Source organism: Krasilnikovia sp. M28-CT-15 (assembly GCF_047159595.1).
Lineage (GTDB): Bacteria > Actinomycetota > Actinomycetes > Mycobacteriales > Micromonosporaceae > Actinoplanes.
Genome location: NZ_BAAGAK010000001.1, coordinates 6,867,931 through 6,892,103, shown reverse-complemented (window position 1 = coordinate 6,892,103; position 24,173 = coordinate 6,867,931). Strand labels below are relative to the sequence as shown.

15 protein-coding genes are annotated in these 24,173 nt (G+C 73.0%); 10 read left to right on the top strand and 5 right to left on the bottom strand.

What is annotated here, in order from left to right; translation table 11 throughout:
* Positions 1 to 83: 83 nt before the first annotated feature.
* On the top strand, positions 84 to 1,313 hold the full coding sequence (locus tag ACMCNO_RS31525) for a GAF domain-containing protein (RefSeq protein WP_412753063.1): 1,230 nt from the start codon (positions 84 to 86) through the stop codon (positions 1,311 to 1,313).
* A gap of 291 nt (positions 1,314 to 1,604) precedes the next feature.
* Here the strand turns inward: ACMCNO_RS31525 and ACMCNO_RS31520 are convergent, their stop codons facing one another.
* Positions 1,605 to 3,179, bottom strand: coding sequence for a dolichyl-phosphate-mannose--protein mannosyltransferase (locus ACMCNO_RS31520; RefSeq protein WP_412753062.1), 1,575 nt, complete (start codon positions 3,177 to 3,179; stop codon positions 1,605 to 1,607).
* A gap of 74 nt (positions 3,180 to 3,253) precedes the next feature.
* On the opposite strand from ACMCNO_RS31520, the gene rsmI reads away from it, so the two are divergent.
* Positions 3,254 to 4,102, top strand: coding sequence for a 16S rRNA (cytidine(1402)-2'-O)-methyltransferase (gene rsmI / locus ACMCNO_RS31515; protein WP_412753061.1), 849 nt, complete (start codon positions 3,254 to 3,256; stop codon positions 4,100 to 4,102).
* Positions 4,103 to 4,158: 56 nt separating this feature from the next.
* Here rsmI and ACMCNO_RS31510 read toward each other — a convergent pair whose 3' ends face one another.
* On the bottom strand, positions 4,159 to 5,127 hold the full coding sequence (locus ACMCNO_RS31510) for a hypothetical protein (RefSeq protein WP_412753060.1): 969 nt from the start codon (positions 5,125 to 5,127) through the stop codon (positions 4,159 to 4,161).
* Positions 5,128 to 6,002: 875 nt separating this feature from the next.
* Here ACMCNO_RS31510 and metG point away from each other — a divergent pair.
* Positions 6,003 to 7,805: a methionine--tRNA ligase gene (gene metG / locus ACMCNO_RS31505; RefSeq protein ID WP_412753059.1), complete on the top strand. Its 1,803-nt coding sequence runs from the start codon at positions 6,003 to 6,005 to the stop codon at positions 7,803 to 7,805.
* A gap of 3 nt (positions 7,806 to 7,808) precedes the next feature.
* Here metG and ACMCNO_RS31500 read toward each other — a convergent pair whose 3' ends face one another.
* Complete coding sequence (locus ACMCNO_RS31500; protein ID WP_412753058.1) at positions 7,809 to 8,849, bottom strand: hypothetical protein; 1,041 nt, start codon at positions 8,847 to 8,849, stop codon at positions 7,809 to 7,811.
* Between the two features lie 99 nt (positions 8,850 to 8,948).
* Here ACMCNO_RS31500 and ACMCNO_RS31495 point away from each other — a divergent pair, with 99 nt between their 5' ends.
* From ACMCNO_RS31495 to ACMCNO_RS31470, 6 genes are all read left to right on the top strand, one after another.
* The gene (locus ACMCNO_RS31495) at positions 8,949 to 9,851 is read left to right on the top strand and encodes a TatD family hydrolase (protein ID WP_412753057.1); all 903 of its coding nucleotides are present in this window, start codon (positions 8,949 to 8,951) and stop codon (positions 9,849 to 9,851) included.
* Positions 9,852 to 10,010: 159 nt separating this feature from the next.
* The gene (gene rsmA / locus ACMCNO_RS31490; protein ID WP_412753056.1) at positions 10,011 to 10,901 is read left to right on the top strand and encodes a 16S rRNA (adenine(1518)-N(6)/adenine(1519)-N(6))-dimethyltransferase RsmA; all 891 of its coding nucleotides are present in this window, start codon (positions 10,011 to 10,013) and stop codon (positions 10,899 to 10,901) included.
* The gene (locus tag ACMCNO_RS31485; protein WP_412753055.1) at positions 10,898 to 11,473 is read left to right on the top strand and encodes a Uma2 family endonuclease; all 576 of its coding nucleotides are present in this window, start codon (positions 10,898 to 10,900) and stop codon (positions 11,471 to 11,473) included. The genes rsmA and ACMCNO_RS31485 overlap by 4 nt, the downstream gene beginning before the upstream one ends.
* Positions 11,470 to 12,417: a 4-(cytidine 5'-diphospho)-2-C-methyl-D-erythritol kinase gene (locus ACMCNO_RS31480; RefSeq protein WP_412753054.1), complete on the top strand. Its 948-nt coding sequence runs from the start codon at positions 11,470 to 11,472 to the stop codon at positions 12,415 to 12,417. Before ACMCNO_RS31485 ends, ACMCNO_RS31480 begins: the two co-directional genes overlap by 4 nt.
* 7 nt (positions 12,418 to 12,424) lie before the next feature.
* Positions 12,425 to 14,227, top strand: a complete 1,803-nt coding sequence (locus ACMCNO_RS31475; protein WP_412753053.1) for an ABC-F family ATP-binding cassette domain-containing protein — start codon at positions 12,425 to 12,427, stop codon at positions 14,225 to 14,227.
* Between the two features lie 168 nt (positions 14,228 to 14,395).
* The gene (locus tag ACMCNO_RS31470; RefSeq protein ID WP_412753052.1) at positions 14,396 to 14,857 is read left to right on the top strand and encodes a DUF4383 domain-containing protein; all 462 of its coding nucleotides are present in this window, start codon (positions 14,396 to 14,398) and stop codon (positions 14,855 to 14,857) included.
* Between the two features lie 20 nt (positions 14,858 to 14,877).
* Here the strand turns inward: ACMCNO_RS31470 and ACMCNO_RS31465 are convergent, their stop codons facing one another.
* Both ACMCNO_RS31465 and ACMCNO_RS31460 read right to left on the bottom strand, forming a co-directional pair.
* Positions 14,878 to 15,480 (bottom strand): TetR/AcrR family transcriptional regulator, encoded by a 603-nt coding sequence (locus ACMCNO_RS31465; protein WP_412753873.1) that lies wholly within the window; start codon positions 15,478 to 15,480, stop codon positions 14,878 to 14,880.
* 161 nt (positions 15,481 to 15,641) lie between these two features.
* Positions 15,642 to 16,598 (bottom strand): acyl-CoA desaturase, encoded by a 957-nt coding sequence (locus ACMCNO_RS31460; protein ID WP_412753051.1) that lies wholly within the window; start codon positions 16,596 to 16,598, stop codon positions 15,642 to 15,644.
* A gap of 417 nt (positions 16,599 to 17,015) precedes the next feature.
* Here ACMCNO_RS31460 and ACMCNO_RS31455 point away from each other — a divergent pair, with 417 nt between their 5' ends.
* Positions 17,016 to 24,173 (top strand): SDR family NAD(P)-dependent oxidoreductase, encoded by a 7,158-nt coding sequence (locus ACMCNO_RS31455; protein ID WP_412753050.1) that lies wholly within the window; start codon positions 17,016 to 17,018, stop codon positions 24,171 to 24,173.

Sequence of the window (24,173 nt, the reverse complement as noted above, 5' to 3'; positions counted from 1 at the left end):
CGGCGGGCACCGCCAATCCGGGTCGAACCGCGAATACTGCTACTTTCCGATGGTATGTCTTGGGTCTGCCCTGGAGGTGACCCATGCACGCCCCTCTTCCCGCCAACGAAACGGACCGGCTAGCCGCGCTCTACGGGCTCGGTGTCCTGGACAGCGCTCCGGAGAAGGACTTCGACGACATCGTGGCGCTGACCGCGTCCGTGTGCGACGTACCGATGGCGCTGGTCTGCCTGGTCGACGCCGACCGGCAATGGTTCAAGGCCCATTTCGGCACGGACATCGGCGACATGTCCCGGGACCTGTCGTTCTGCGCCCACGCGATCCTCGGTGACGACCTGCTGGTCGTGCCGGACACCCGCAACGATCCGCGGTTCGCCGACAACCCGGCCGTGGTCGCCGGGCACGGGATCCGCTTCTTCGCGGCCGCCCCGCTGATCACCACCGAAGGCTTCGCCGTGGGTGCCCTGTGCGTGTTCGACTCCACGCCACGCGGCCTCGACGACGACCAGACGGCGGCACTGCGTGCCCTCGCCCGGCAGGTCACCGGCCAGCTGGAGCTGCGCCGCTACGCGATAGCGCTCGCCAGCACCACGGCCCGGTTGCAGGAACTGGAACGCCGCAAGGACGACATCGCCAACCTCGTGTGCGGGCCGTTGCGGGCACCGATGCGCCTCATGGGCGAGCACCTGACGCAGCTCGGGCGTACCGGACACCACGATCCGGAGCTGGCCGATCTGGTGGGCCGGGCCACGGCCGCGCACGTCCGCGGGTTCACCGACCTCCTGGAGCACCTGACCGCGCTGGCCCAGGTGGGCACCGAGAACGAGAGCCTGCACATGCGGCAGGCCGACCTGACTCAGCTGACCCGGCGGGCCATCGACGCGGTCCGGCCGATCGCGGCGACCAAACACATCGGGATGCTCGACCAGTCGGACGGCGTCACCCTGCCGATCGTCGCCGACCCGGTACGCCTCGAGCAGGTCCTCACCCATCTGCTCTTCGCGGCGGTGAAATACACCCCGCCCGGCGGCCGGGTGCGCGTCGGCACGGAGGTGGAATCGGGCCCGACCGTACGCATGGATGACATGGACCTGCCCGACGGAATGCGGCCCGACCTGTTCCCGCACCTGTTCTACGGCGCTATCGCGAACCCGACAGACCTGCCCGGCCCGGATCACGGCCTGGCGGTCGCGAAGCGGATCCTGGACGCGCACCATGCCACGGTGGCGCTCTCGGACCGGCCCGGCGACGGCACGTCTCTGCACGTGGTGTTCCCTTTCGCCGAGCGGGAGGCCGACCTTTTCGTGGCCTGAGCGTCGATGGCATGCGGCGTGGTGGTTCGGGGTCCGAGGGCCCGCCGCCGCGTCGCCCGGGGACTGTCCCGGTGAAGATTCCGCAACGCGGGCCGGGGACCCGTTGTGCCCGTCAAAGTGTGTCGTTAAGCTTCTTCGTGCGCGCCCCTATCGCCCGCTTCCCCCGTGGCAGGCGATCGGGGCGCGTCTTATTTTTCGACAAGCCCCCGGGCCCGCCCGACGTCCGGTTCGGCGCCGAGCGCACCTTGAGCCGTGGAAACGAGCAGCGGCGGGGCCGCCGACAGTGGACCCTCAGATCCAGCGACTCCCCAGCCACATCCGCGCCGACCACGAGTCGTACGGAATGGACTGACCCACGAAGATCGGGTGGAAGTAGGCGAAGCAGAGCGCCACGAGCAGCACGTACACCCCGGCCATGATCGTGCCCACGAGCTGCCGGTCCGTGCGGGCCGCGCCGGTTGCCATCCCGGTCGGCGGCGTCATGATCGCGCCCAGCGTGTACACCACCGCCAGGATGAGGAACGGCAGCGCGGGCAGCACATAGAACGCGAACATCGTCCGGCCGTCAGCGACCGCGTAGTAGAACCACGGCAGTATCCCCGCCACCACACCGGTGCCGATCGCGAACGCCCGCCAGTCCCGGCGCGCGATGCCGAACCACACCAGCGCAGCCAGGGCCGGCAGGAACGACCACCACAGGATCGGGGTGCCCAGCAGCAGGATCTCGGCGGCGCAGCTCGGCGTACCGCACCGCGTGTCGCCGGACCAGTAGAACGCCACCGGCCGGCCCAGCAGCAGCCACTGCCAGGGCCACGACTGGTACACGTGCCGGTCCGACAGGCCGCTGTGGAACGTGTACGCCTCGACGTGGTAGTGCATGAGGTTGAGCAGCGCGCCCAGCACGGGCGGCTCGCTCAGCCCGTTCGCCTGCCGGTAGTGCCGGAAGTAGCCGGTGTTCGTGACGAACCAGCCCGTCCAGGTGGCCAGGTAGAAGATCACGGTCAGCGTGAAGCTCAGGACCAGCCAGCCCAGATCGCCGACCACGCCCGCGAAGGGTCGGCGCAACCCCGCCGAGCGGCGCGCACCGACCCGCCACACCACCACGAGCATCGCGAAGAACGGCGCGAAGAACAGCGCGCTCCACTTCACGCCGCAGGCCAGCCCGAACAGCATCCCCGCCGCGAGCAGCCACCACGGCACCGCCCGGGGCAGCCGCCGCGCCGTAACCGGGTCCAGACCGCCCTCCAGCGCCCGCAACCACCGCCGCCGGTACGCGTCCCGGTCCAGCACCATCGCCGCGAACGCGGCCAGGATGAACAGGCCGAGGAAGATGTCCAGCAGCGACGTGCGCGACAGCACCAGGTGGAAGCCGTCCAGCGTCATCAGCAGCCCGGCCGTGCCCGCCAGCACGATCGAGTGGAACAACCGGTACGCCACCCGGATCAGGATCAGGATCATCAGCGTGCCCGCGATCGCGGCCGGGAACCGCCAGCCCAGCTCGGTGTTCCCGAACGCCTTCTCGCCCAGCGCGATCAGCCACTTGCCCAGCGGCGGGTGCACCACGTACGCGGGCCCGTTGGTCTTCTCGTCCCACTCGACGCCGTGCTGGAGCATGTCCCACGCGTCGGTCGGGTAGTACACCTCGTCGAAGATGTAGCCCTTGGGCTTGCTCAGCCCCGTGAGCCGCAGGATCGCGGCGACCGCCACGATCACCGCGGTGACCACCCACGAGTACGGGTTGAGCCAGTCGTCCAGCGTCGCCAGCCGCCGCCGTACGGCCTCGGGGACCCGCCGGGCGCTGCCGGGCTCGCCCTCGGGCACGTCCGGGGTCGCGTGGTCGGTTTCAGCAGTCGGCGCCGCAGTCACCCCGCGATCGTAGGCCGCGCGCCCGCGACACGGTGCCCGGAGGCCGCGCGTCGGACGTGTGGTGCACTTTCGGAGTGACGGAGGAAGACACCGGCCGCGTCGTGCTCGTCGGCGCGCCCCTGGGCAACATCGGCGACGCGTCCACCCGGCTGCGGGAGACCCTGGCGACCGCGGACGTGGTCGCGGCCGAGGACACCCGCCGCCTGGCCCGGCTGGCCCGCGACCTGGGGGTCGGCGTCACCGGGCGGGTGGTCTCGTACTTCGAGGGCAACGAGGAGCGGCGTACCCCTGAACTGGTCGACGCCCTGCGCTCCGGCGCGGTCGTCGCGGTGGTGACCGACGGCGGCATGCCGAGCGTCTCCGACCCCGGCTACCGGCTCGTCCGCGCGGCCCTGGACGCCGGATTCCCGGTCACCGCCGCGCCCGGCCCCAGCGCGGTCACCACGGCGCTGGCGCTGTCCGGCCTGCCCAGCGACCGGTTCGTCTTCGAGGGCTTCCTGCCGCGTACCCCCGCCGGGCGCCGGTCCCGGCTGCGCGAGCTGACCGCCGAACCCCGCACTCTGGTGTTCTTCGAGGCACCGCATCGCATCACCGGGGCCCTGACCGACCTCGCCGCCGCCTTCGGGCCGGACCGGCCCGCCGCGGTCTGCCGCGAGCTGACCAAGACGTACGAGCAGGTCCGCCGGGGTGGCCTCGGCGAACTGGCCGACTGGGCGGCCGAGGCGGAGCCCCGCGGTGAGATCACCGTCGTGGTCGCCGGAGCGAGCGCCGTCCCGCCCGTCCGCCCGGCGGACGCGGACCTGCGCGCGGCGGTCGCCGAGCGGGAGGCCGCGGGCGCCACCCGCCGAGACGCCATCACGGCCGTCGCCGAGGAGTACGGCCTGCGCAAACGCGAGGTGTACGCGCTGATTCACGCCGGCTGACGCCGGGTTGCTCCTCGGCCGCCCAGGCCGCCCGAGTACCCCGGGGGGTGGGTGGATCAGTATGCGGCGGCCAGGAATCCAGCCAGCAGGCCCAGTGGGCAGGCGATGCTGAGCAGTAGTGCCCCGTACCGGGCACGGGGGTTCTCCAATCGGCGAGCCCCGGTCAGACCTGCGATACCCAGACCGCTCAGCAGCACCAGCACGAAGCCGAGCGTCCAGCGCAGCTGCATCAACAGGCCGGTCTCCCCGACGTACGCCTGTCGACCGCCCAGGTTGACCATCCGCGCGGGAGAGCTCGCCCCCGGAGCGCGCTGGTCGCCGGTCAGGCCGAGCACGGTCACCCGGTCCACCCGGGAGAAGCCGTCGCCCGTGGCGAACTGCCCGAAGCAGCGCTGACTGATCCCGTCACCGGTGCAGCGGGTCACCGTCGCCTGGCCATTCACGTCGTGTCCGACGGCCAACCAGAACGGCTCGGCGCTGACCCACGCGAAGAACGCCGCGACCAGGGCGAGAGCGACGAGCGCGGGAAGGCCGGACTGTGGACGGCGTGGTTCGCGAATCCGGTGCCGAGGTGGCACCCCGATCTGGGAGGGTCGCTCAGGCTCCGCCGCGGCCGCCTGTCTTGCCCGCTCCTCGTCGGACAGCCAGAAGGTCGAGGTCTCCAGCAAGGCAGCCGACCGGCTCTCCGGGACCTCCGGCTCGTCGACGTGTCCGGCGATCCCGCCGCTGTGCGGCTGGCTGGCCTGGGCACCCTGAGGCTCGCTGGTCTGCCCGCCGACCCTGCGCTCGTCGGCCTGCCCACCGTCTGAGTCGCTGGCGTGCCTGGGGGCCCGCTCGGCCGCCCGCCTGGTGGCCTGTCTGCCGGGTTGCCGAGTGGCCGGCTCGCCGGGCTGTCCGGCGGTCGGGGACCCGGCCGGGGTCGGCCGCAGCGGCGCCGACACGGCCGGCGGCGGCTCGGTTGCCGCCCTCGGCTGGCCGGGCGCCTTCGACGCGTGCCGGTCATCGATCGGATCCGGCAGGAGCATGACGTCGGGAATCTCAGCCCGGTCGCTCGGTGGCGTCGTGGTGTCGGCGGACCGCGCGCGTGCGGGGGTTGCTCCGGTCCCAGCCGGGGTCCCGGCTCCCGCCAGGGCTGCCTTGGGCGAGCCGGCCGTGGTTGTGCCGGCCGCCGGCGGGGCTTCCGAGCTCCGCTGGGAGCCCACGGGGTCGAGGCGGACCTCATCGACCACGTGATGGTGGCGCTCAACCGCGACCCGCGGCCCAGGTCCCCGGATCGTGGGGAATTCCGCTGTCACCGCGTCCAGGGCGGTCGGCGCCTGAACCGGTGGCGCGGTCGGCAGAGTGATCGTCGGCGTTGCGGTGGCCTCCGCGACTCGTGCCGAGGGCGGCAGAGGTCCTCCGGCTTGCGGCCGCCCTGCGGGCGGAGCCGGGGTAGCAGAGGCAGCCGCCGTAGCCGGGGTCGCAGGCGCCGTTGACGGAGCGGATGGGGCCGGACCCGCCGACGGGGCCGGAGCCGCCCCCATCTCCGGGTCAGCGGGCGCGGCTTGAGCCGGGGCAGCCGGGGAGGACGGGGCGACGGCTTCGGTCGCCGACGGGTCGGGGGCTGCGTGCCGGGGTGGCGGTGGCCAGAGCGGGGGGCGTGGCGGAGCTGCGGTCGTAGCTGCGCCGGAGGTCCTGGCCGGCTCGTGGCCGGCACCGCCGTGCCGCCGCGCGGCGTCGTCCGGGGCGGCCTCGCCCTCACTGCGCGGTGTTTCCCCTGGCTGCGGCGCGTCTGCGGTCACCGCACCATTGGACTACGCGGCACGGTGGCGAGCACGCTCTTGATGGGGCGTGTCGGGACAAATCAGACCCCTGCTATCCGTTCGCGCGGCCCGGCCGGCGGTCACTACGCTGAACAACCATGAGTCACGTTCTCGCCGCGGTCGCCTGGCCCTACGCCAACGGCCCGCGCCACATCGGTCATGTCTCCGGCTTCGGGGTGCCCTCCGACGTGTTCAGCCGGTACATGCGGATGGCCGGTCACGACGTGCTCATGGTCTCCGGCACGGACGAGCACGGCACCCCGATCCAGGTCCAGGCCGACGCCGAGGGGGTCACCCCGCGCGAGTTGGCCGACCGGTACAACCGGGTGATCGTCGAGGACCTGCACGGTCTCGGGCTGTCGTACGACCTGTTCACCCGGACCACCACGGGCAACCACTACGCCGTGGTGCAGGAGCTGTTCAGCGGGCTGCTGGACAACGGGTACATCGTGCGCAAGACCACCCTCGGCGCGATCTCCCCGTCCACCGGGCGGACCCTGCCCGACCGCTACATCGAGGGCACCTGCCCGATCTGCGGGTACGAGAGTGCCCGCGGTGACCAGTGCGACAACTGCGGCAACCAGCTCGATCCGGAGCAGCTGGTCAACCCGCGCTCGCGGATCAACGGGGAGACCCCGGAGTTCGTCGAGACGGAGCACTTCTTCCTCGACCTGCCCGCTTTCGCCGAGGCGCTGGCCACCTGGCTCGACGCCCGGGACGGCTGGCGGCCCAACGTACTCAAGTTCTCCCGTAACCTGCTCGCCGACCTGCAGCCGCGAGCCATCACCCGCGACCTCGAGTGGGGCGTACCGATCCCGCTGGACGGCTGGCGCGACCGCAACGACAAGCGCATCTACGTCTGGTTCGACGCGGTGATCGGCTACCTGTCGGCGTCCATCGAGTGGGCCCGCCGCACGGGCGACCCCGAGGCGTGGCGGCATTGGTGGTCCGCCGACGGGCAGGGCAAGGACGCGAACGGCTACTACTTCATGGGCAAGGACAACATCGTCTTCCACTCGGTGATCTGGCCCGCCCTGCTGCTCGGCTACTCCGGCGCGGGCGACAAGGCCGGGCAGCCGGGCCGGCTGGGCAGGCTGAACCTGCCCACCGAGGTGGTCTCCAGCGAGTACCTGACGATGGAGGGCCGCAAGTTCTCGTCGTCGCGCCGGGTGGTCATCTACGTGCGCGACTTCCTGGAGCGCTACGACGCGGACGCGTTGCGGTACTTCATCGCCGCGGCCGGGCCGGAGAGCAACGACACCGACTTCACCTGGGCCGAGTTCGTGCGGCGCAACAACGACGAGCTGGTCGCGGGCTGGGGCAACCTGGTCAACCGGTCGATCTCGATGGCGGCGAAGAACTTCGGCGCCGTACCCGAAGCGGTCGAGCTGACCGACGCGGACCGTGAGCTGCTCGCGGTGGCCGAGGCGGGTTTCGCCACGGTCGGTGACCTGATCGGACGGCACCGGCAGAAGGCCGCGATCGGCGAGGCAATGCGGGTGGTGGCCGAGGCCAACAAGTACCTGTCCGAGCAGGCGCCGTGGCAGCTCAAGGACGAGGCGTCCAAGCCCCGGATGGGTACGATCCTGCACGTCGCGCTGCAGGTGGTGCGCGACGCCAACACGCTGCTGACGCCGTTCCTGCCACACTCCGCGCAGAAGGTGCACGAGCTGCTCGGCGGCACCGGGGTGCACGCGCCGATGCCGTCCATCGTGGAGGTCGAGGACCTCGACGGCGGCCCCGGCTATCCGGTGCTGATGGGCGACTACACCGTGGGCGCGAAGTGGGAGCGGGTCCCGCTGGTGGCGGGTACGCCGTTGGCCGCACCGAAGCCGGTGTTCCGCAAGCTGGATCCGTCCGTTGTGGACGAGGAGCTCGCCCGCCTGGAGGCCGCCGAGTAAGGCTCAGATCACGTACGGCAGGTCCGCGATGTGGTGACCCGCCAGCTCACCCATCGGGGCCCACGCCTCGTACACGCCGCGCTCGTAGCAGCGGGCGCCGGTGTCCACCAGCGCGTCGGCGCTAGGGCGGATCAGCCGCAGGCGAGCCCAGCTGTCGTCGCGCTGCAGCACCCAGCACGGCACGCCACGCCAGGTGGCCTGCTCGGCGCGGCGGCTCAGCGTGGTGACCGGGTACCGGGCGGCCCGGGTCAGCGCCCGCACCCGGAACTCGCCGGGCGGGTCGGCCACCGCCTCGTACTCGTGCTCCTCCATCCCGGCCTGGCCCACCAGCCGGGCCGACGGGGCGTCGGTGCACGGAACGTACTCGCGGTCGGGGCTCACGCCGGGCAGTCCGTCGAGCAGGTGGCGCCAGCGCGGCCCGGCCAGCCGCAGCCAGCCGTGCTGCTCGGGCTGGTACGTGTACAGCACGACCTCCTCGCCGCCCGCCGGGTACGCCAGCAGTTGCGCGTTGGCCGGCAGGGGCAGGTCGGCGAACCCCGCGGTGATGAACTCCGGGATCAGGTCGTCGGCGCTCGGGGTGAAACCGGTGCCCAGCACCAGCGCGCCGACGCGGCCGTGCGCGGGCAGCGTGGCCAGGCCCGGCTGGGTGGGGGCGCAGGGGACCTCGTAGTCGCTCGGGTCCACCGCCCGCCAGCGCAACGCGTACGTCACCGCGGTGTCCATGGTGCCGTCGGTACGCAGCAGCGCCAGCTCCTCCGGGCCGGGCAGATGCGCGAGGTCACACGCGCGGTAGCAGAAGCCGTACGGCAGCCAGCCACCGAGATGGCCGGCGAGTTGCGCGGCCGACAGGACCTTCACCATGCGGGTGCCGCGGTGTACCGCCGCGGTCGCCCGGATCCGGCTCAGCATCGGGTCGTCCCGATGCGCCGCGGACTGGCTCATCCGCTGGACCGCCGCCCAGCTCAGGTCCCGGAGCAACGGCGCCATCAGCGGCGGCTCCAGCGGGTCGACGCTGACTGCGCTCTCCTCACCCGTCACGGTCACCCTCGGCACATTAAGTGACGTTCATTGATTCCGGGTAAATTCCCGGTTGCCGCAGTGCAGGTGAAGGAACTCTCACCCGGATGTGTGATGCTGGGCCGGATGAACACCGCCTCGCCTGCCGAATCCCGCCGCGCCCGCGCCCGCCGTCGGGCCGGGGAGTTCCCGCCCGCGCCCGATCCGCTGGCGGTGCCGGTCTTCGACAGCCACACCCACCTCGACATCACCGTCCACGAGGCGGGCGTCCCCGGCGGGGACGGATCCGGGGCGGGCGATCCGGTCGAGGCGCTCATCACGGCCGCCGCGAAGGTCGGCGTGGACCGGCTCGTGCAGGTCGGGGTGGACGTGGCCTCCTCGCGGTGGGGCGCGGAACTGGCCGCTCGGCATCCGGCCGTCCTGGCGACGGTGGCGTTGCACCCCAACGAGGCGCCCACGCTGGCGGACCTCGACGAGGCGCTGCGTGACATCGAGGCGCTGGCCGCCGAGCCCCGGGTCCGCGGAATCGGAGAGACCGGGCTGGACACGTTCCGGACCGGCGAGGCGGGGCGCGCCGCCCAGGAGGAGAGCTTCCGGGCGCACATCGCGATCGCCAAACGGTACGGCAAACCGCTGATCATCCACGACCGCGACGCCCACGACGACGTGCTGCGGGTGCTGGACTCCGAAGGCGCCCCGGACGTCGTGGTGCTGCACTGCTTCTCCGGCGACGCGGACTTCGCCGCCGAGTGCGTGCGCCGTGGATACCTGCTCAGCTACGCGGGCGTCGTCACGTTCGCCAGCGCGGGCAACCTGCGGGCGGCGGCCGCGGTCACCCCGCCCGGGCAGATGCTGGTGGAGACGGATGCGCCGTACCTGACGCCGATGCCGTACCGGGGGCAGCCCAACGGGTCGTACCTGATTCCGTTGACCGTGCGGGCGCTGGCCGAGGCCGCGGGTGCGGACCTGGACGCGCTGTGCGCCGCGATCTCCGCCACCGGGGAGCGGGTGTTCGGCCCCTGGCGCTAGCCCGGCCCGTCTGCGCCCGGCCTGTCTGCGCCCGGCCCGTCTGCGCCCGGCCTGTCTGCGCCCGGCCTGTCTGCGCCCGGCCGCCGGAGCCGGTCGGTCGAATCGGGCCGGTGAGGTGCGTGATCAGTGCTGTCGGAGGCGGCCGTAGGCTGTGGCCTCATGGCGGACGCACTGCTCGGCCCGGCGGAGATCCGGGAGCTGGCTGCGCGCCTCGGCGTCACGCCGACCAAGAAGCTCGGCCAGAACTTCGTGCACGATCCGAACACCGTCCGGCGGATCGTGGCCGCCGCGGGGCTCACCGGCGACGACATCGCGCTGGAGGTGGGGCCGGGGCTGGGATCGCTGACCCTGGCCCTGCTCGGGGTGGCGGCGCACGTACATGCCGTGGAGATCGACCCGGTACTGGCCGCGGAGCTGCCCGTGACGGTGGCCGCGCGTACCGACGCCGCACGGCTCACGGTGCACCCGGCGGACGCCCTGCGGATCACCGCCGCCGAGCTGGATCCGGCGCCGACGATGCTGGTGGCGAACCTGCCGTACAACGTGGCCGTGCCGGTCGTACTGCACCTGCTGGCCGGGCTGCCCACGCTGCGCGGCGGGCTGGTGATGGTGCAGAAGGAGGTCGCGGACCGGCTGGTCGCGGGACCCGGCTCCAAGGTGTACGGCGTCCCCTCGGTCAAGCTGGCCTGGTACGCGCATGCCCGCCCGGCCGGGCGGGTGCCCCCCGCGGTGTTCTGGCCGGTCCCGAACGTGGATTCCGGGCTGGTCGCGTTCACCGGCCGGGAGCCGCCCGCCGACGTCGACCGGCGGGCGGTCTTCGCGGTGGTGGACGCGGCGTTCGCGCAGCGCCGCAAGACCCTGCGGGCCGCGCTGAGCGGCTGGGCCGGTGGCGCGGGCAACGCCGAGAAGGCCCTGGTCACGGCCGGGATCAATCCACAGGCGCGGGGGGAGTCGCTGACCGTCGAGCAGTTCGCCGCGATCGCGGCTGCCGGAATCCACCACGGGTACGGCGGTAAGCTCAGCGGGACGCGCGAGGAGGTGGACCGATGACCGCCGAGACAGCCGGCCACGTCATGTGGTCACCCGACCCGATCAAGCAGCGCCTGGCGATGTACACGCTCGAGGACGTCCTGAACCTGCCCGATGACGCCCCCCGCGTCGAGCTTCGCGACGGAGTCATGCTCGTGGTTCCCTCCCCCACCTTCAACCACCAGGACATCGCCGGCCTCCTGTGGCACTGGCTGCGCCAGCACGCGCCGCATGAGCTGCGCGCCAGCCTGGCGACCGGCGTCGCGCTGTCCGCCAACCTGACGTTCGAGCCGGATGTCCTGCTGGTGGACGCGGACACCCCTGGTTCCAATCACTACGTCCTCGCCGACCGGGTGACCTTGGCCGTGGAGATCGTGTCGCCTGGCACGAGGCGCCGGGACCGGCTGGAGAAGCCGGCCGAGTACGCCGCCGCGGGTATCGCGCACTACTGGCGCATCGAGCAGGATCCGCTGCACGTCTACGCGTACGACCTGCGGGACGGGCGGTATGAGCTGGTCGCCGACACGGAGACCGAGCTGGTGCTGACCGCGCCGTTCGAGATCCGGCTGCCGATCCGGGACATCGCTCCGTGACCGAGGCGTGGGGGCCGGACGACGACAAGCCGCGCCGCTCGGCCGGCCCGGTCCGCGTCCGGGTTCCCGCGAAGATCAACCTGCATCTCGGGGTGGGACCGCTGCGCCCGGACGGCTACCACGAGCTGAACACCGTGTACCACGCGATCAGCCTCTTCGACGAGCTGACCGCCCGCCCCGGCGACACCCTCACTCTGACCATGGAGGGCGAGGGCGCCGGTGAGCTGGCCCTCGACGAGAGCAACCTGATCATCCGGGCGGCGCGCGCCCTGGCGACCGAGGCCCGGGTGCCCGCACACGCCCGGCTGCACCTGCGTAAATCGATCCCGCTGGCCGGTGGCCTGGCCGGGGGCAGCGCCGACGCGGCCGCCGCGCTGCTGGCCTGCGACCTGCTCTGGGGCACCGGCCTGACCCGTGACGAGCTGGGCCACATCGGGGCGACGCTCGGCTCGGACGTGCCGTTCCTGCTGCACGGCGGCACCGCGCTCGGCACCGGCCACGGCGAGGCGGTCAGCCCGATCCTGGCCCGCCCCACGACCTGGCACTGGGTGGTGGCGATCGCGGACGGCGGCCTCGCCACCCCGGAGGTCTACCGCGAACTGGACGGGCTGCGCGAGGGCGGTTCGGCGCCGGCCCCGCTGGGCCCGGCGGACTCGCTCATGGCGGCGCTGCGCCAGCGTGACCCCGCGGTGCTGGGTGGCGCGCTCGGCAACGACCTGCAGGCCGCCGCGCTGGCACTACGCCCCCACCTGGCCGACGTGCTCAAGACCGGCGCCGAGGCGGGCGCCCTCGCGGGCATCGTCTCCGGCTCCGGGCCGACCTGCGTCTTCCTCACCGCCGACGGCGCGCACGCCCAGGCGGTGGCGGCCGCGCTGGCGGACGCGGGGGTGTGCCGGGAGGCGGTCACCGCGCGCGGGCCGATGCCAGGGGCGCGGGTAATCTAGTCGGATCGTGGCCAACATCGTCAATCTGGACCGGGTCGGCAAGGGGTACGGCGCCGCCGGTCAGCTGCTCACCGACGTCTCCCTCGGGCTGGACGACGACGCTCGCGTCGGCATCGTCGGCCTCAACGGCGCGGGCAAGTCGACCCTGCTGCGCCTGCTGGCCAAGGTCGAGGAGCCCGACTCGGGCCGGGTCACCCACCGCCGGGACCTGCGGGTGGCCGCGCTGCCCCAGACGCTGAACCTGGCCGCCGAGGCCACGGTCCGCGACGTCGTGCTGGGCACCGCCTGGCTGGCACAGGGGATGGGCGCGGAGCACGAGTGGGCGGGCGACGCCGGAGTCCGGGCGATCCTGGACGGGCTCGGCATGGGGTACCTCGGGTTGGACACCCCGGTCGGGCCGATGTCCGGCGGGGAACGCCGCCGGGTCGCGCTGGCCGCACTGCTGGTCCGCGAGGCCGACCTGCTGATCCTGGACGAGCCCACCAACCATCTCGACGTGGCGGGCGTGGACTGGCTGGCGCGGCATCTGCTGTCCCGGCGCGGCGCGCTGGTGGTGGTCACCCACGACCGCTGGTTCCTGGACGCGGTGTGCACCGCCACCTGGGAGGTCGCCGACGAGCAGGTGCACACGTACGAGGGTGGCTTCGCGGCGTGGATTCTGACCCGGGCGGAGCGGGAGCGGGTCGCGGCGGCGGTCGAGGCCCGTCGGCAGAACCTGCTCCGCAAGGAGATCGCCTGGCTGCGCCGGGGCCCTCCCGCGCGTACCTCGAAGCCGCAGTTCCGCATCGACGCCGCGAACGCGCTGATCGCGGACGTGCCTCCGGTGCGCGACACGGTCAGCCTGCAGCGGCTGGCGGTGACCCGGCTGGGCAAGCAGGTGTACGACCTGGAGAACGTCGCCCTGCGAGCCGGAGAGAAGACGATCCTCAAGGACCTCACCTGGCAGGTGGGGCCGGGGGACCGGATCGCGATCCTCGGCGCCAACGGGGCGGGCAAGACCACCCTGCTGCGCCTGCTGGCCGGGGTGCGGACAACGGACGGCGGGCGGCTGGTCACGGGCGCGACCGTACGGCCCGCGTTCCTGTCGCAGGAGCTGGCCGAGCTGCCCGGGCACCTGCGGCTGCTGGAGGCGGTCGAGGAGGTCGCCAAGCGGGTCCGGCTGGGTGACCGGGAGCTGTCGGCCGCCCAGCTGGCGGAGGTCTTCGGTTTCACGGACAAGCGCATCTGGACCCCGGTCAGCGACCTGTCCGGGGGTGAGCGCCGTCGGCTGCAGCTGCTGCGGCTGCTGGCCACGGAGCCGAACGTGCTGCTGCTCGACGAGCCCACCAACGACCTGGACACGGACACCCTGGCCTCGCTCGAGGACCTGCTGGACTCCTGGCCCGGCACGATGATCGTGGCCAGCCACGACCGGTACCTGGTCGAACGCGTGACCGACACCGCGTACGGGATGCTCGGTGACGGGCGCCTCGTGCATCTGCCCGGCGGGGTCGAGGAATACCTGGTCCGGGCCGCGGCGCGCGGTGCCGCCGTGCCGGAGACCGCGCCGGTGCCGTCGGCCGCCGCACCGGCGCAGCCGGGGATGTCGGCCGGGGAGCTGCGGGCCGCGCGCAAGGAGCTGACCCGGCTGGAGCGCCAGCTCGGCAAGCTGGAGGAGCGCATCCTCGCGATCAACGAGAGTCTGGCCGTGCACGGCTCCGACTACGACAAGATCGTGGAGCTGGACGCCCAGCTGCGCGCCACCCAGTCGGAACGGGCGCGGGTGGAAGAGGCATGGCTGGAACTGGCCGAGCAGGTGCCGGGCAACTGATCCGCCGGTGACCGGAGTGGTCCGCGCCGGGACGGCCGGGTCGGCGAGACGCGCCGCCGGGCGCCGGATCGGGCGGACCGGGATCACTGATCCGGGGGTGCCCCTGCGCGCCGTCGGGCGATACGCGAGAATCGGCGGGAACGACACCCGAGCTGGAGAACGGACACCATGGCGCACACCCCGGTCAACCACCCGCTGCGGCCGCTCTACCGCGCCATCGGCGCCCTGATGGGCGCGTATCTCGTCGTGTTCGGCGTGGTCGGGTTCATCGTGACCGCCGACGAGGGCCTGTTCGGCACGTCCACTGACAAGGTGCTCGGCCAGGACACCAACCTGTTCTGGTCGATCGTGTCGCTGGTGCTGGGCGTGGTCGTGCTCGGTACGACCGCCCTGGGTAACAACCGCGACTCCGCCGCGTACACGTTCGTGGGCTGGGGGCTCATCGTGGTCGGCGGCTACTCGCTGGCGGTGCTGCGCACCGACGTGAACGTCCTCGACATGGGCATCGCGACCATCGTCGTGACGTGGCTCGTCGCGCTCTGCCTGATCATGGCGGGCCAGTACACCAAGGTCGCCCCGGCGAGACTGGCCGGCGCCCCGCGCCAGGTCCGCGAGGGCGCTGCCGCCTGAGGCACCCGCCCGCCGCGGCGTCAGCGTGGCTTGCGGGTGCGCAGGACCGGCTTCGCCTCCAGGTGCGACAGCCCGTTCCAGGCGAGGTTGACCAGGTGGGCGGCCACCATGTCCTTCTTCGGCTTGCGGGCCTCGCGCCACCACTGCCCGACCAGCGCCACCATGCCCACCAGGGCCTGTGAGTACAGCTCGGCGAACTTCGGGTCGAAGCCGAGCCGCTTGAACTCGGCGCCCAGGATGTGCTCGACCTGGTGGGCCACGTCGTTCATGACGCTGGAGAAGTTGCCCCCGGGCGACAGCACGGGTGACTCGCGGACCAGCACCCGGAAGCCGTGCGGCTCCTCCTCGATGTAGTCCAGTAACGCCAGCGCGGCCTGCTCCAGCAACTCGCGCGGGTGCCCGGCGGTCAGCGCCGTGGCGATGCGGTCCAGCAGGGCCCGGACCTCCCGGTCGACGACGACCGCGTAGAGCCCTTCCTTGCCGCCGAAGTGCTCGTAGACCACCGGCTTGGACACTTTCGCCCGGGCGGCGACCTCCTCGACGCTGGTGGCGTCGAAGCCGCGCTCGGCGAAGAGCTGCCGGCCGATCGCGATGAGCTGCTCGCGGCGCTGCGCGGCGGACATGCGGACCCGGGAGGCCGGGGGATTGCCGGTCGCCGTGCGGGCGGCGCGGGCACGGCGGCCGCGCGGCTCGGTGCTGCTGGTGTCGTCCTGGTCGGTCACCCGGACATCCTGCCAGTCGCCGCCGACATTCACGGGTTCCGAACGGCCCGGCGCGGAGGTGGCTATGACTGGGCCTTCGCCATCTTGGCCGCCAGCCGCTCCGGACGCGGCCACTTGACGTCGTGCGCGGCGCCGAACTTCTCCAGCATCCAGATGACCCGCGCGGAGATGTCGATCTGGCCGCGCAGCACCCCGTGCCGGGCGCAGGTCGGGTCGGCGTGGTGCAGGTTGTGCCAGCTCTCTCCGAAGGAGACCAGCGCCAGCGGCCAGAAGTTGGAGGCGCGGTCACCGGCGCGCATCTCGAACGGGCGCTCCCCGTACACGTGGCAGACGGAGTTGATCGACCAGGTGATGTGGTGCAGCAGGCCGATGCGCACGATGCCGGCCCAGAAGAACGCGGACAGCGCGCCCTGCCACGACCAGGTCACGAGGCCGCCGATCACCGCAGGGCCGAGCGTCGAGAAGATCACGATCGGCAGGAACATCTGGTCGACGCGGCGGATGTCGCGGTCGGCCAGCAGGTCGGGGGCGAAGCGGGCCCGGTTGGACAGCTCGCGGCTGAACATCCAGCCCAGGTGGGCGTGCCACAGTCCGCGGGTCAGCGCCCAGTAGCCGGTGCCGAAGCGCCACGGCGAGTGCGGGTCGCCCTCCAGGTCGCTGAAGGCGTGGTGGCGGCGGTGGTCGGCCACCCACTGGATGACGTTGCCCTCGATAGCCAGCGAGCCGGCCAGCGCGAGCGCGACGCGCAGCCACCGCTTCGCCTTGAAGGAGCCGTGCGTGAAGTACCGGTGGAACCCGACCGTGATGCCGAGACCGGACACCAGGTAGAAGACCGACCCGATGGCGACATCCGTCCACGAGAGCCATCCACCCCAGGCGACCGGCACCGCGGCGAGGACCGCCAGGAAGGGCACGAGCACGAACGCGTACAACGCGATGAGCACTCCGCGCTGCTGCGGGCCCTCGGTCAGCGACTTGGGGCCGGCCTGGGGTGCGGGCTCGACGAGCACGGAAGTCATGGCACCTCACACGGGGGAGCTCGGGGGGAGCTGATCAATAAGCTACGGCTACGTCACCGTAACCTACGCAACCGTAACTCAGCCAGGGAGCCTTGCCCATGAAAGGCGGGAAGCGCTTCCCGAATCGCTACCTCTGCACCGGGCTTGCACCCGTGCGGCACAGTGGTGGAAATTCTGATGAACGTCGATGTGTCCCCAGGCAAGCCGACCGGTCAGGGTGCGGTGCCGACGGAAGATCTGCACCTTGTCCATCGAGATGGTGTAACCGCGTTGTAATCAGTCGTCGCTAACTTCCTTGCCGAAGTAGATTCACATATTCAGATCTATCGAATTGGTTCCCCACCTCATCCACCCCACCTACCTCGCACCTCTCAGGCACCTCGCCCCCTGCCGCCGCGCCCACGAAGCGGGAGTCCGATGAGTACTGCCCTCGATCCGAACCGTCTGGTCCTCGCCGTCACCGGCGGCGCGGGCCTCGACGCCAGCCCATACACCCTCACCGCCGCCGTCCGGGCCGGTGCGCTCGGCGTACTGGACCTCGGTACGGGTGATACCTGGTCCCTGCGCGCCCTGGCCGACGCCGCCCGCCGGACCACCGGCTTCGGCGTACGGGTCACCGCGGCCTGCGCCGCGACCCCTGCCGACCTGGCCGAGACCGCCGGACCGGCGGTGAACCTGATCATCCTGGCGGCGGACAGTCCGTGGCCGGTCGCCGAACTGGCCCGCCGCTACCAGGTACTGGTGGAGGTCGCCGACCTCGCCGAGGGGCGGGCCGCCGCCGCTGCCGGGGCTCACGGGCTCGTCGCCCGGGGCATGGAATCCGGTGGGCGGGTCGGCGAACTGAGCGCGTTCGTTCTGCTTCAGCAGCTCGTGGCGGAGGTCGAGCTGCCGGTGTGGGTGGCGGGCGGCATCGGCCCGGCCACCGCGGCGGCGTCCGTGGTCGGCGGCGCCGCCGGTGTCCTGCTCGACACCCAGCTTCTCTTGCTCCCAGAGTCCACATTGGTCGATGATGTTGCGATTCTATTGCGCCGCATGGACGGCACCGAGGTCGTCGCCGAGGGCGACCGCCGGGGACTGCGCCGCGGCGCCGACCTGCTCCCCATCGGCCAGGACGGCTGGCTGGCCGCCGAGTTCGCCCGGCGCTGGCCGGACACCGCCGCCGCGGTGCACGGCGTACGCGACGCGGTGCGCGACGCGGTGCGCCACCCCGACGCCGGAGCGGCGCTGCGGCCCGGGGCGCCGCTGGCCCGTACGCTCGGCGTCGACCTGCCGGTCGCCCAGGGGCCGATGACCCGGGTCAGTGACGAGGCCGGGTTCGCCGCCGCCGTGGCCGACGCGGGCGCTCTGCCGTTCATCGCGCTGGCCCTGGCCAACGCGGAGCAGTCCCGGCGCATGCTCGCCGAGGCGGCCGCCGCCCTGGGCGACAGGCCGTGGGGCGTCGGCGTGCTCGGCTTCGCCCCCGACGCGTTGCGCGCCGCGCAGATCGAGATCATCCAGGAGATCAAGCCCGCGGTGGCGATCATCGCGGGCGGCCGTCCCGCCCAGGCGAAGGGCCTCGAAGCGGCGGGCATCAGCGCATTCCTGCACGTGCCCTCGCCCGGCCTGCTGCGCCAGTTCCTCCAGTCCGGCTCCCGGAAGTTCATCTTCGAGGGCGCCGAATGCGGTGGGCACGTCGGGCCGCGGGCCAGCTTCCCGCTGTGGGAGGCCCAGCTCGGCGTGCTCACCGAGTTCCTCGCCGACAAGCCCGCCGAGACCGCCGCCGAGCTGCAGATCTTCTTCGCCGGTGGGGTGCACGACGAACGTTCCGCCGCCATGGTCGCCGCCCTCGCCGGGCCGCTGACCCGCCGCGGCGCCCAGGTGGGCGTGCTCATGGGCACGGCGTACCTGTTCACCGACGAGGCCGTCACGTACGGCGCGATCCAGCCGCACTTCCAGCGGGAGGCCGTCGCGGCCACCGGTACGGCCCTGCTGGAGACCGCGCCCGGGCACGCCACCCGCTGCCTGCCGTCCGGGTTCGTCGACGACTTCCACCACCTGCACGACGAGCTGGCAGGCGCCGGGGTGGAGAACCGCGTCATCTGGGAACAGCTCGAACTGCTCAACGTCGGCCGCCTGCGGATCGCCAGTAAGGGCCTGCGCCGCGACGGCGACGCCCTGGTGCACGTGGACGAACCCACCCAGGCCGCCGAGGGGCTGTTCATGGCCGGGCAGGTCGCGGTGCTGCGGCACGCCACCACCACGGTCGCCGACCTGCACACCCAGGTCACCACGGGTGCTGCCGCGCTGCACGCCGGCCGGATCCGCGCGGCCCGCACCGACCTGGGGCTCGACGCGGACACCGAGGCCGCCCCCGCCGCGCCGCTGGACATCGCGATCGTCGGCATGGCCTGCGTCTTCCCCGGCTCACCGGACCTGCCGGCCTTCTGGAACACCGTGCTGGGCGGCAAGGACGTCGTCCGCGAGGTCAGCCCCGACCGGTGGGACCCGGAGATCTACTACGCCCCCGAGGTGGGCCCCGGCCAGGCCGGGCGGATCACGGTCAGCAAGTGGGGCGGGTTCATCGACCCGGTGCCGTTCGACGCGATCAAGTACGGCATCCCGCCGGCCGCGCTGGCCAGCATCGACCCCACCCAGCTGCTGGCCCTGGAGATCTCCCACCGGGCGCTGGTCGACGCCGGATACGCGTACGACTCGGGGGCGGACCACTCGCGGACCGGGGTGGTGTTCGGGGCCGAGGCGGGCAGCGACATGAGCCAGACCCAGACGCTGCGCACCCTGCTGCCCGGCTACCTCGGCGACGTGCCGGAGCAGCTGGAGGGCCTGCTGCCCACGGTCACCGAGGACACCTTCCCGGGGGTGCTGGCCAACGTCATCGCCGGGCGGGTCGCCAACCGGCTCGACCTGGGCGGCCCCAACTACACCGTCGACGCCGCCTGCGCCTCCTCACTGGCCGCCATGGACGCCGCCTGCAAGGAACTGGCCGCGGGCCACAGCGACCTGATGATCTGCGGCGGCGCCGACCTGCACAACGGCGTCAACGACTACCTGATGTTCACCTCGGCGCACGCGCTGTCGCCGACCGGGCGCTGCCGCACGTTCGACAGCACCGGCGACGGCATCGCCCTCGGCGAAGGGGTCGCCGCGGTCGTGCTCAAGCGGCTGGCCGACGCCGAACGCGACGGCGACCGGATCTACGCGGTCGTCAAGGGACTCGGCGGAGCCAGCGACGGCCGGGCCCTCGGACTCACGGCGCCCCGCGCCGAGGGGCAGCGGCGGGCCCTGGACCGGGCGTACGAGTCGGCCGGGGTCACCCCGGACCGGATCGGGCTCGTCGAGGCGCACGGCACCGGCACCGTGGTGGGTGACCGTACCGAGCTGGAGACGCTGACCCGGCTGTTCACCGAGTCCGGGGCCCGGCCCGGCGGGGCGGTACTCGGCTCCGTGAAGTCCCAGATCGGGCACACCAAATGCGCCGCCGGCATGGCCGGGGTGATCAAGGCGGCGCTGGCCGTGCACACCGGCGTCAAGCCGCCGACCATCAACCTCACCCGGCCCAACCCGGCGTGGAGTCCCGAGACCAGCCCGTTCGCGTTCCACACCGAGGCCCGGCCGTGGGCCGCCGCGGCCGCCGAGCGGCTCGCCGGGGTCAGCGCGTTCGGCTTCGGGGGCACGAACTTCCACGTGGTGCTGTCCGCGCACGCACCCACCGCGGATCCCCGGCACGGCCGCGACGAGTGGCCCGCCGAGCTGTTCCTGTTCCGCGGCGCCGACCGGGAGGCCGCGCGGCGCGGCGTACGGAAGATGCTCGACCGGCTCGGTGCGGGGCCGGGCGCGCGCCTGCGCGATCTCGCCGCCGCGGCCTCGCGTGAATCCGACCCACGCGTCGGCGCGGTGCGCATCGCGGTCGTCGCGTCCGACCTGGCCGACCTGGCCGACCTGCTGCGCCGGGCGCTGCACGGCGAGCACGACCCGCGTACGGGACTGCACCAGCCGCCGGAATCCGACGGCCCGGGCAAGGTCGCGTTCCTCTTTCCCGGGCAGGGCAGCCAGCGGCCGGGGGCCCTGTCGGACCTGTTCGTCGCGTTCCCCGAGCTGCGGCAGTATCTGCAGCTCGGGCGCGAGTACGCCGACCTGCTGTTCCCGCCGACCGCGTTCGACGAGGCGACCGAGCGGGCCCAGGCGGATCGGGTCCGCGACACCCGGGTGGCCCAGCCGGTGCTCGGCATCGGCGGGCTGGCCGCCGACCACGTGCTGCGCCGCCTCGGGGTGCGCCCCGACATGGCGGGCGGGCACAGCTACGGCGAACTGGTCGCGCTGTGCACCGCGGGTGCCTTCGATCCGGCCACCCTGCTGGAGCTGAGCCGGGAACGGGCGGCCGCCATCCTCGGCGCCGCCGGGGACGACCCGGGCACGATGGCCGCGGTCGGCGGCACGGCCGAGCAGGTCACCGCCGCGCTGGCCGCGGCGGGGCTGACCGGTGAGGTGGTCCTGGCCAACCACAACGCCCCCAACCAGGTCGTGGTCTCCGGGCCCACCGAGGCCGTCGGCCGGGCCACCACCGCCCTGAAGGCGGCCGGGCTGCGGGCCCGCGGCATCCCGGTCGCGTGCGCGTTCCACAGCCCCGTGGTGGCCGGTGGGGCGGACACGTTCGCCGCGGTGCTGGCCGATCGCAGGGTCGCGGCGCCCGGGATGCCGGTCTGGTCCAACCGCAGCGCCGAGCCGTACCCGGCCGACGCCGGGGCGGTCCGCGACGGGCTGGCCGGGCAGATCGGTGCGCCGGTCCGTTTCGTGGAGCAGATCGAGGCCATGTACGCCGCGGGCGCCCGGATCTTCGTGGAGGTGGGCCCCGGGCAGGTGCTCGGGCGGCTCGTCGCCGACATTCTCGGCGACCGGCCCCACCAGGTCGTCGCGGTCGACGGCCGCCCCGGCCAGGGCCTGCCTGCCCTGCTCACCGCCGCCGCCGAACTGGCCTGCGCCGGGGTGCCGGTGCAGACCGGCTGGCTGTTCGCCGGGCGCGACGTGACACCCGGCGCACCCGCCGCTTCCGACAACCGTCCCATCTGGACCGTCGACGGTCAGGTGGTGCGTGACCGCAACGGAGACTGCCTGCCCGGGGGCATGACCCCCGCTCGACGAATCGAGGAGTTCACGATGTCCGCAGCAGGCGGGGCCGAGGACGGCCGCGACTCCAGGGGCGAGCTCGTCAGCGAGTTCCTGCGTACCAGCCGCGACCTGATCGCCAGCCAGCGTGACGTGCTGCTGGCGTTCCTGGGCGACGGCTCCGGCGGGCGGCTGGTGTGGCAGCCCGACGCGACGGTGGTTCCGCTGGAGGCCGCGCGGGTCACGTCGCTGGCACCCGTACCGGTGGCCGTGGTGAGCCCGGCACAGCCCGCACTCCCGGATGTCGTGGCGGCGCCCGCCGCTCAGGTGGCCGTGCTGGCACCCGCACAGGTCGCCGCTGCGGCGCTGGATGTGCAGGGTGCGGTGCTGACGGTGATCAGTGAGCGGACGGGGTATCCGGAGGAGCTGATCGAGCTTGATCTGGATCTGGAGGCGGATCTGAGCGTCGACTCGATCAAGCGGGCGGAGGTGGCCGGGGAGGTGGCGAACCGGCTGGGTCTGTCGGTGGAGGGTGACGAGTCGGAACTCGAAGACCTGGTGAAGGCCCGTACGGTGCGGGCGATGGTGTCCTGGCTGGACAGCCGCATCAATGTCGCGGCCCCGCCCGCACCCGTGCCGATCGCCGCGACGGTCGCCGCTGCGGCGCTGGATGTGCAGGGTGCGGTGCTGACGGTGATCAGTGAGCGGACGGGGTATCCGGAGGAGCTGATCGAGCTTGATCTGGATCTGGAGGCGGATCTGAGCGTCGACTCGATCAAGCGGGCGGAGGTGGCCGGGGAGGTGGCGAACCGGCTGGGTCTGTCGGTGGAGGGTGACGAGTCGGAACTCGAAGACCTGGTGAAGGCCCGTACGGTGCGGGCCATGGTGTCCTGGCTGGACACCCGCATCAACGGCGCCGCCGAGCCCGCGGCGGCCCTGACCGCGCCCGCGCCGGTGGCCCTGACCGCCGCACCGGCGGCGCCCGCGACCGCGGCGCCCAGCCCGGGCATCGCGCCGCAGCGCCTCGTCGGCATCGTCGAACCCGCCCCCGTGGCCGGTGACGCCGCCGACCTCGACGGAGCGCGCTTCCTCATCACCGGCGGCGCGGCCGCCGGGGCGGCCCTGGCCGGACAACTCGCGGAACGCGGCGCGGCCGGCGTGTCCGCCGGCATGGACGCCGACCCGGACGGGATGGACGGCATCGTCCTGCTCGACGGGCTCACCGACGGCACCGGCCCGCTGCTGCCGGACGCGTTCGGCTTCGTCAAGCGGGCCGTTGCGGCCCTCACGGCATCGGCGCCCACGGCCGGGCCGCGTTGGCTGGTCGCGGCGGGTCCCGAACCGGGCAGCCCGCGCACCGACGGTCTGCCGGGGCTGTTCCGCACCCTCGCCCGCGAATACCCCGAGCTGGTCGCCCGCTACGTGCAGGTGCCCGCCGACGCCACCGCCGACGAGGTGGCCCGGGGACTGGTCGAGGAACTGTGCGACGTCGCACCCGCCCCGGTCGTCCACCGGCGCGCGCAGGGCCGACAGGCGGAGCAGCTCGTCTCCGCCGGGCTGGGGGTCCTCGCCGACGGGGGCGCCGGCCCGGCCGGGGAGGGGGTCGCCGAGGCGCAGGCGATCGGGCTCGACGCCGACTCGGTGGTCGTGCTCATCGGCGGCGCGCGCGGCATCACCCCGTGGTTCGCCCGTACCCTCGCGGGCGGGGCGCGGTGCCGGATCGAGCTGGTCGGGCGTACCCCGCTGCCGCAGACCGACGAGGACCCGGAGCTGGCCGCAGCGCTGGACAAGGCCGCGCTGCGCGCGACCCTGGCCCGGCGTGGCATGCGTTCGCCCGCGGACATCGACCGGACCGCGTCGGGCATCCTGGCCGCCCGGGAGGTCGCCGCGACCGTCGCCGAGCTCGGCGAACTCGGCGCGCAGGTGCGCTACCACTCGCTCGACGTCCGCGACGACGAGGCCACCCACCGGCTGATCAAGCGGATCCACGACGAGCACGGGCGCATCGACGGGCTCGTCTACGCCGCGGGGATCATCGAGGACAAGCTGATCGCCGACAAGGATCCGGAGTCGTTCGCCCGGGTCTTCCGTACCAAGGTCGACGGGGCGCAGTCCGTGCTGGACGCGCTCGCCGGGTGCGGGGCCGCGCCGAGGTTCGTGGTGCTGTTCGGCAGCATCGCGGCCGCGTACGGCAACCGGGGGCAGAGCGACTACGCGGCCGCCAACGACGCGCTCGACACGATGGGTGCGCGCTGGTCCGCGGAGACCGGCCATCGCGCGCTGACCGTGCACTGGGGACCGTGGGCTCCCGTCGGGGTGCACGCGGGCATGGTCTCGCCGGAGCTCACCGCCGAGTACGCCCGCCGCGGCATCGGCCTCATCGATCCCGAGGAGGGGGCGATGAGCCTGCTGCGCGAACTGGCCTGGGGCGATCCCGGCACCACGTCAGTCGTCTACACCGCCTCGGGCTGGTAA

What these genes read in the sequence shown, in the direction of transcription:
- ACMCNO_RS31470 (WP_412753052.1), top strand. Translation starts at nt 14,396, where the DNA reads ATGGCGCACACCCCGGTCAACCACCCGCTGCGGCCGCTCTACCGCGCC.
- ACMCNO_RS31455 (WP_412753050.1), top strand. Translation starts at nt 17,016, where the DNA reads ATGAGTACTGCCCTCGATCCGAACCGTCTGGTCCTCGCCGTCACCGGC.
- ACMCNO_RS31485 (WP_412753055.1), top strand. Translation starts at nt 10,898, where the DNA reads ATGACCGCCGAGACAGCCGGCCACGTCATGTGGTCACCCGACCCGATC.
- ACMCNO_RS31460 (WP_412753051.1), bottom strand. Translation starts at nt 16,598, where the DNA reads ATGACTTCCGTGCTCGTCGAGCCCGCACCCCAGGCCGGCCCCAAGTCG.
- ACMCNO_RS31495 (WP_412753057.1), top strand. Translation starts at nt 8,949, where the DNA reads ATGAACACCGCCTCGCCTGCCGAATCCCGCCGCGCCCGCGCCCGCCGT.
- ACMCNO_RS31465 (WP_412753873.1), bottom strand. Translation starts at nt 15,480, where the DNA reads ATGTCCGCCGCGCAGCGCCGCGAGCAGCTCATCGCGATCGGCCGGCAG.
- ACMCNO_RS31525 (WP_412753063.1), top strand. Translation starts at nt 84, where the DNA reads ATGCACGCCCCTCTTCCCGCCAACGAAACGGACCGGCTAGCCGCGCTC.
- metG (WP_412753059.1), top strand. Translation starts at nt 6,003, where the DNA reads ATGAGTCACGTTCTCGCCGCGGTCGCCTGGCCCTACGCCAACGGCCCG.
- ACMCNO_RS31510 (WP_412753060.1), bottom strand. Translation starts at nt 5,127, where the DNA reads ATGCTCCTGCCGGATCCGATCGATGACCGGCACGCGTCGAAGGCGCCC.
- rsmA (WP_412753056.1), top strand. Translation starts at nt 10,011, where the DNA reads ATGGCGGACGCACTGCTCGGCCCGGCGGAGATCCGGGAGCTGGCTGCG.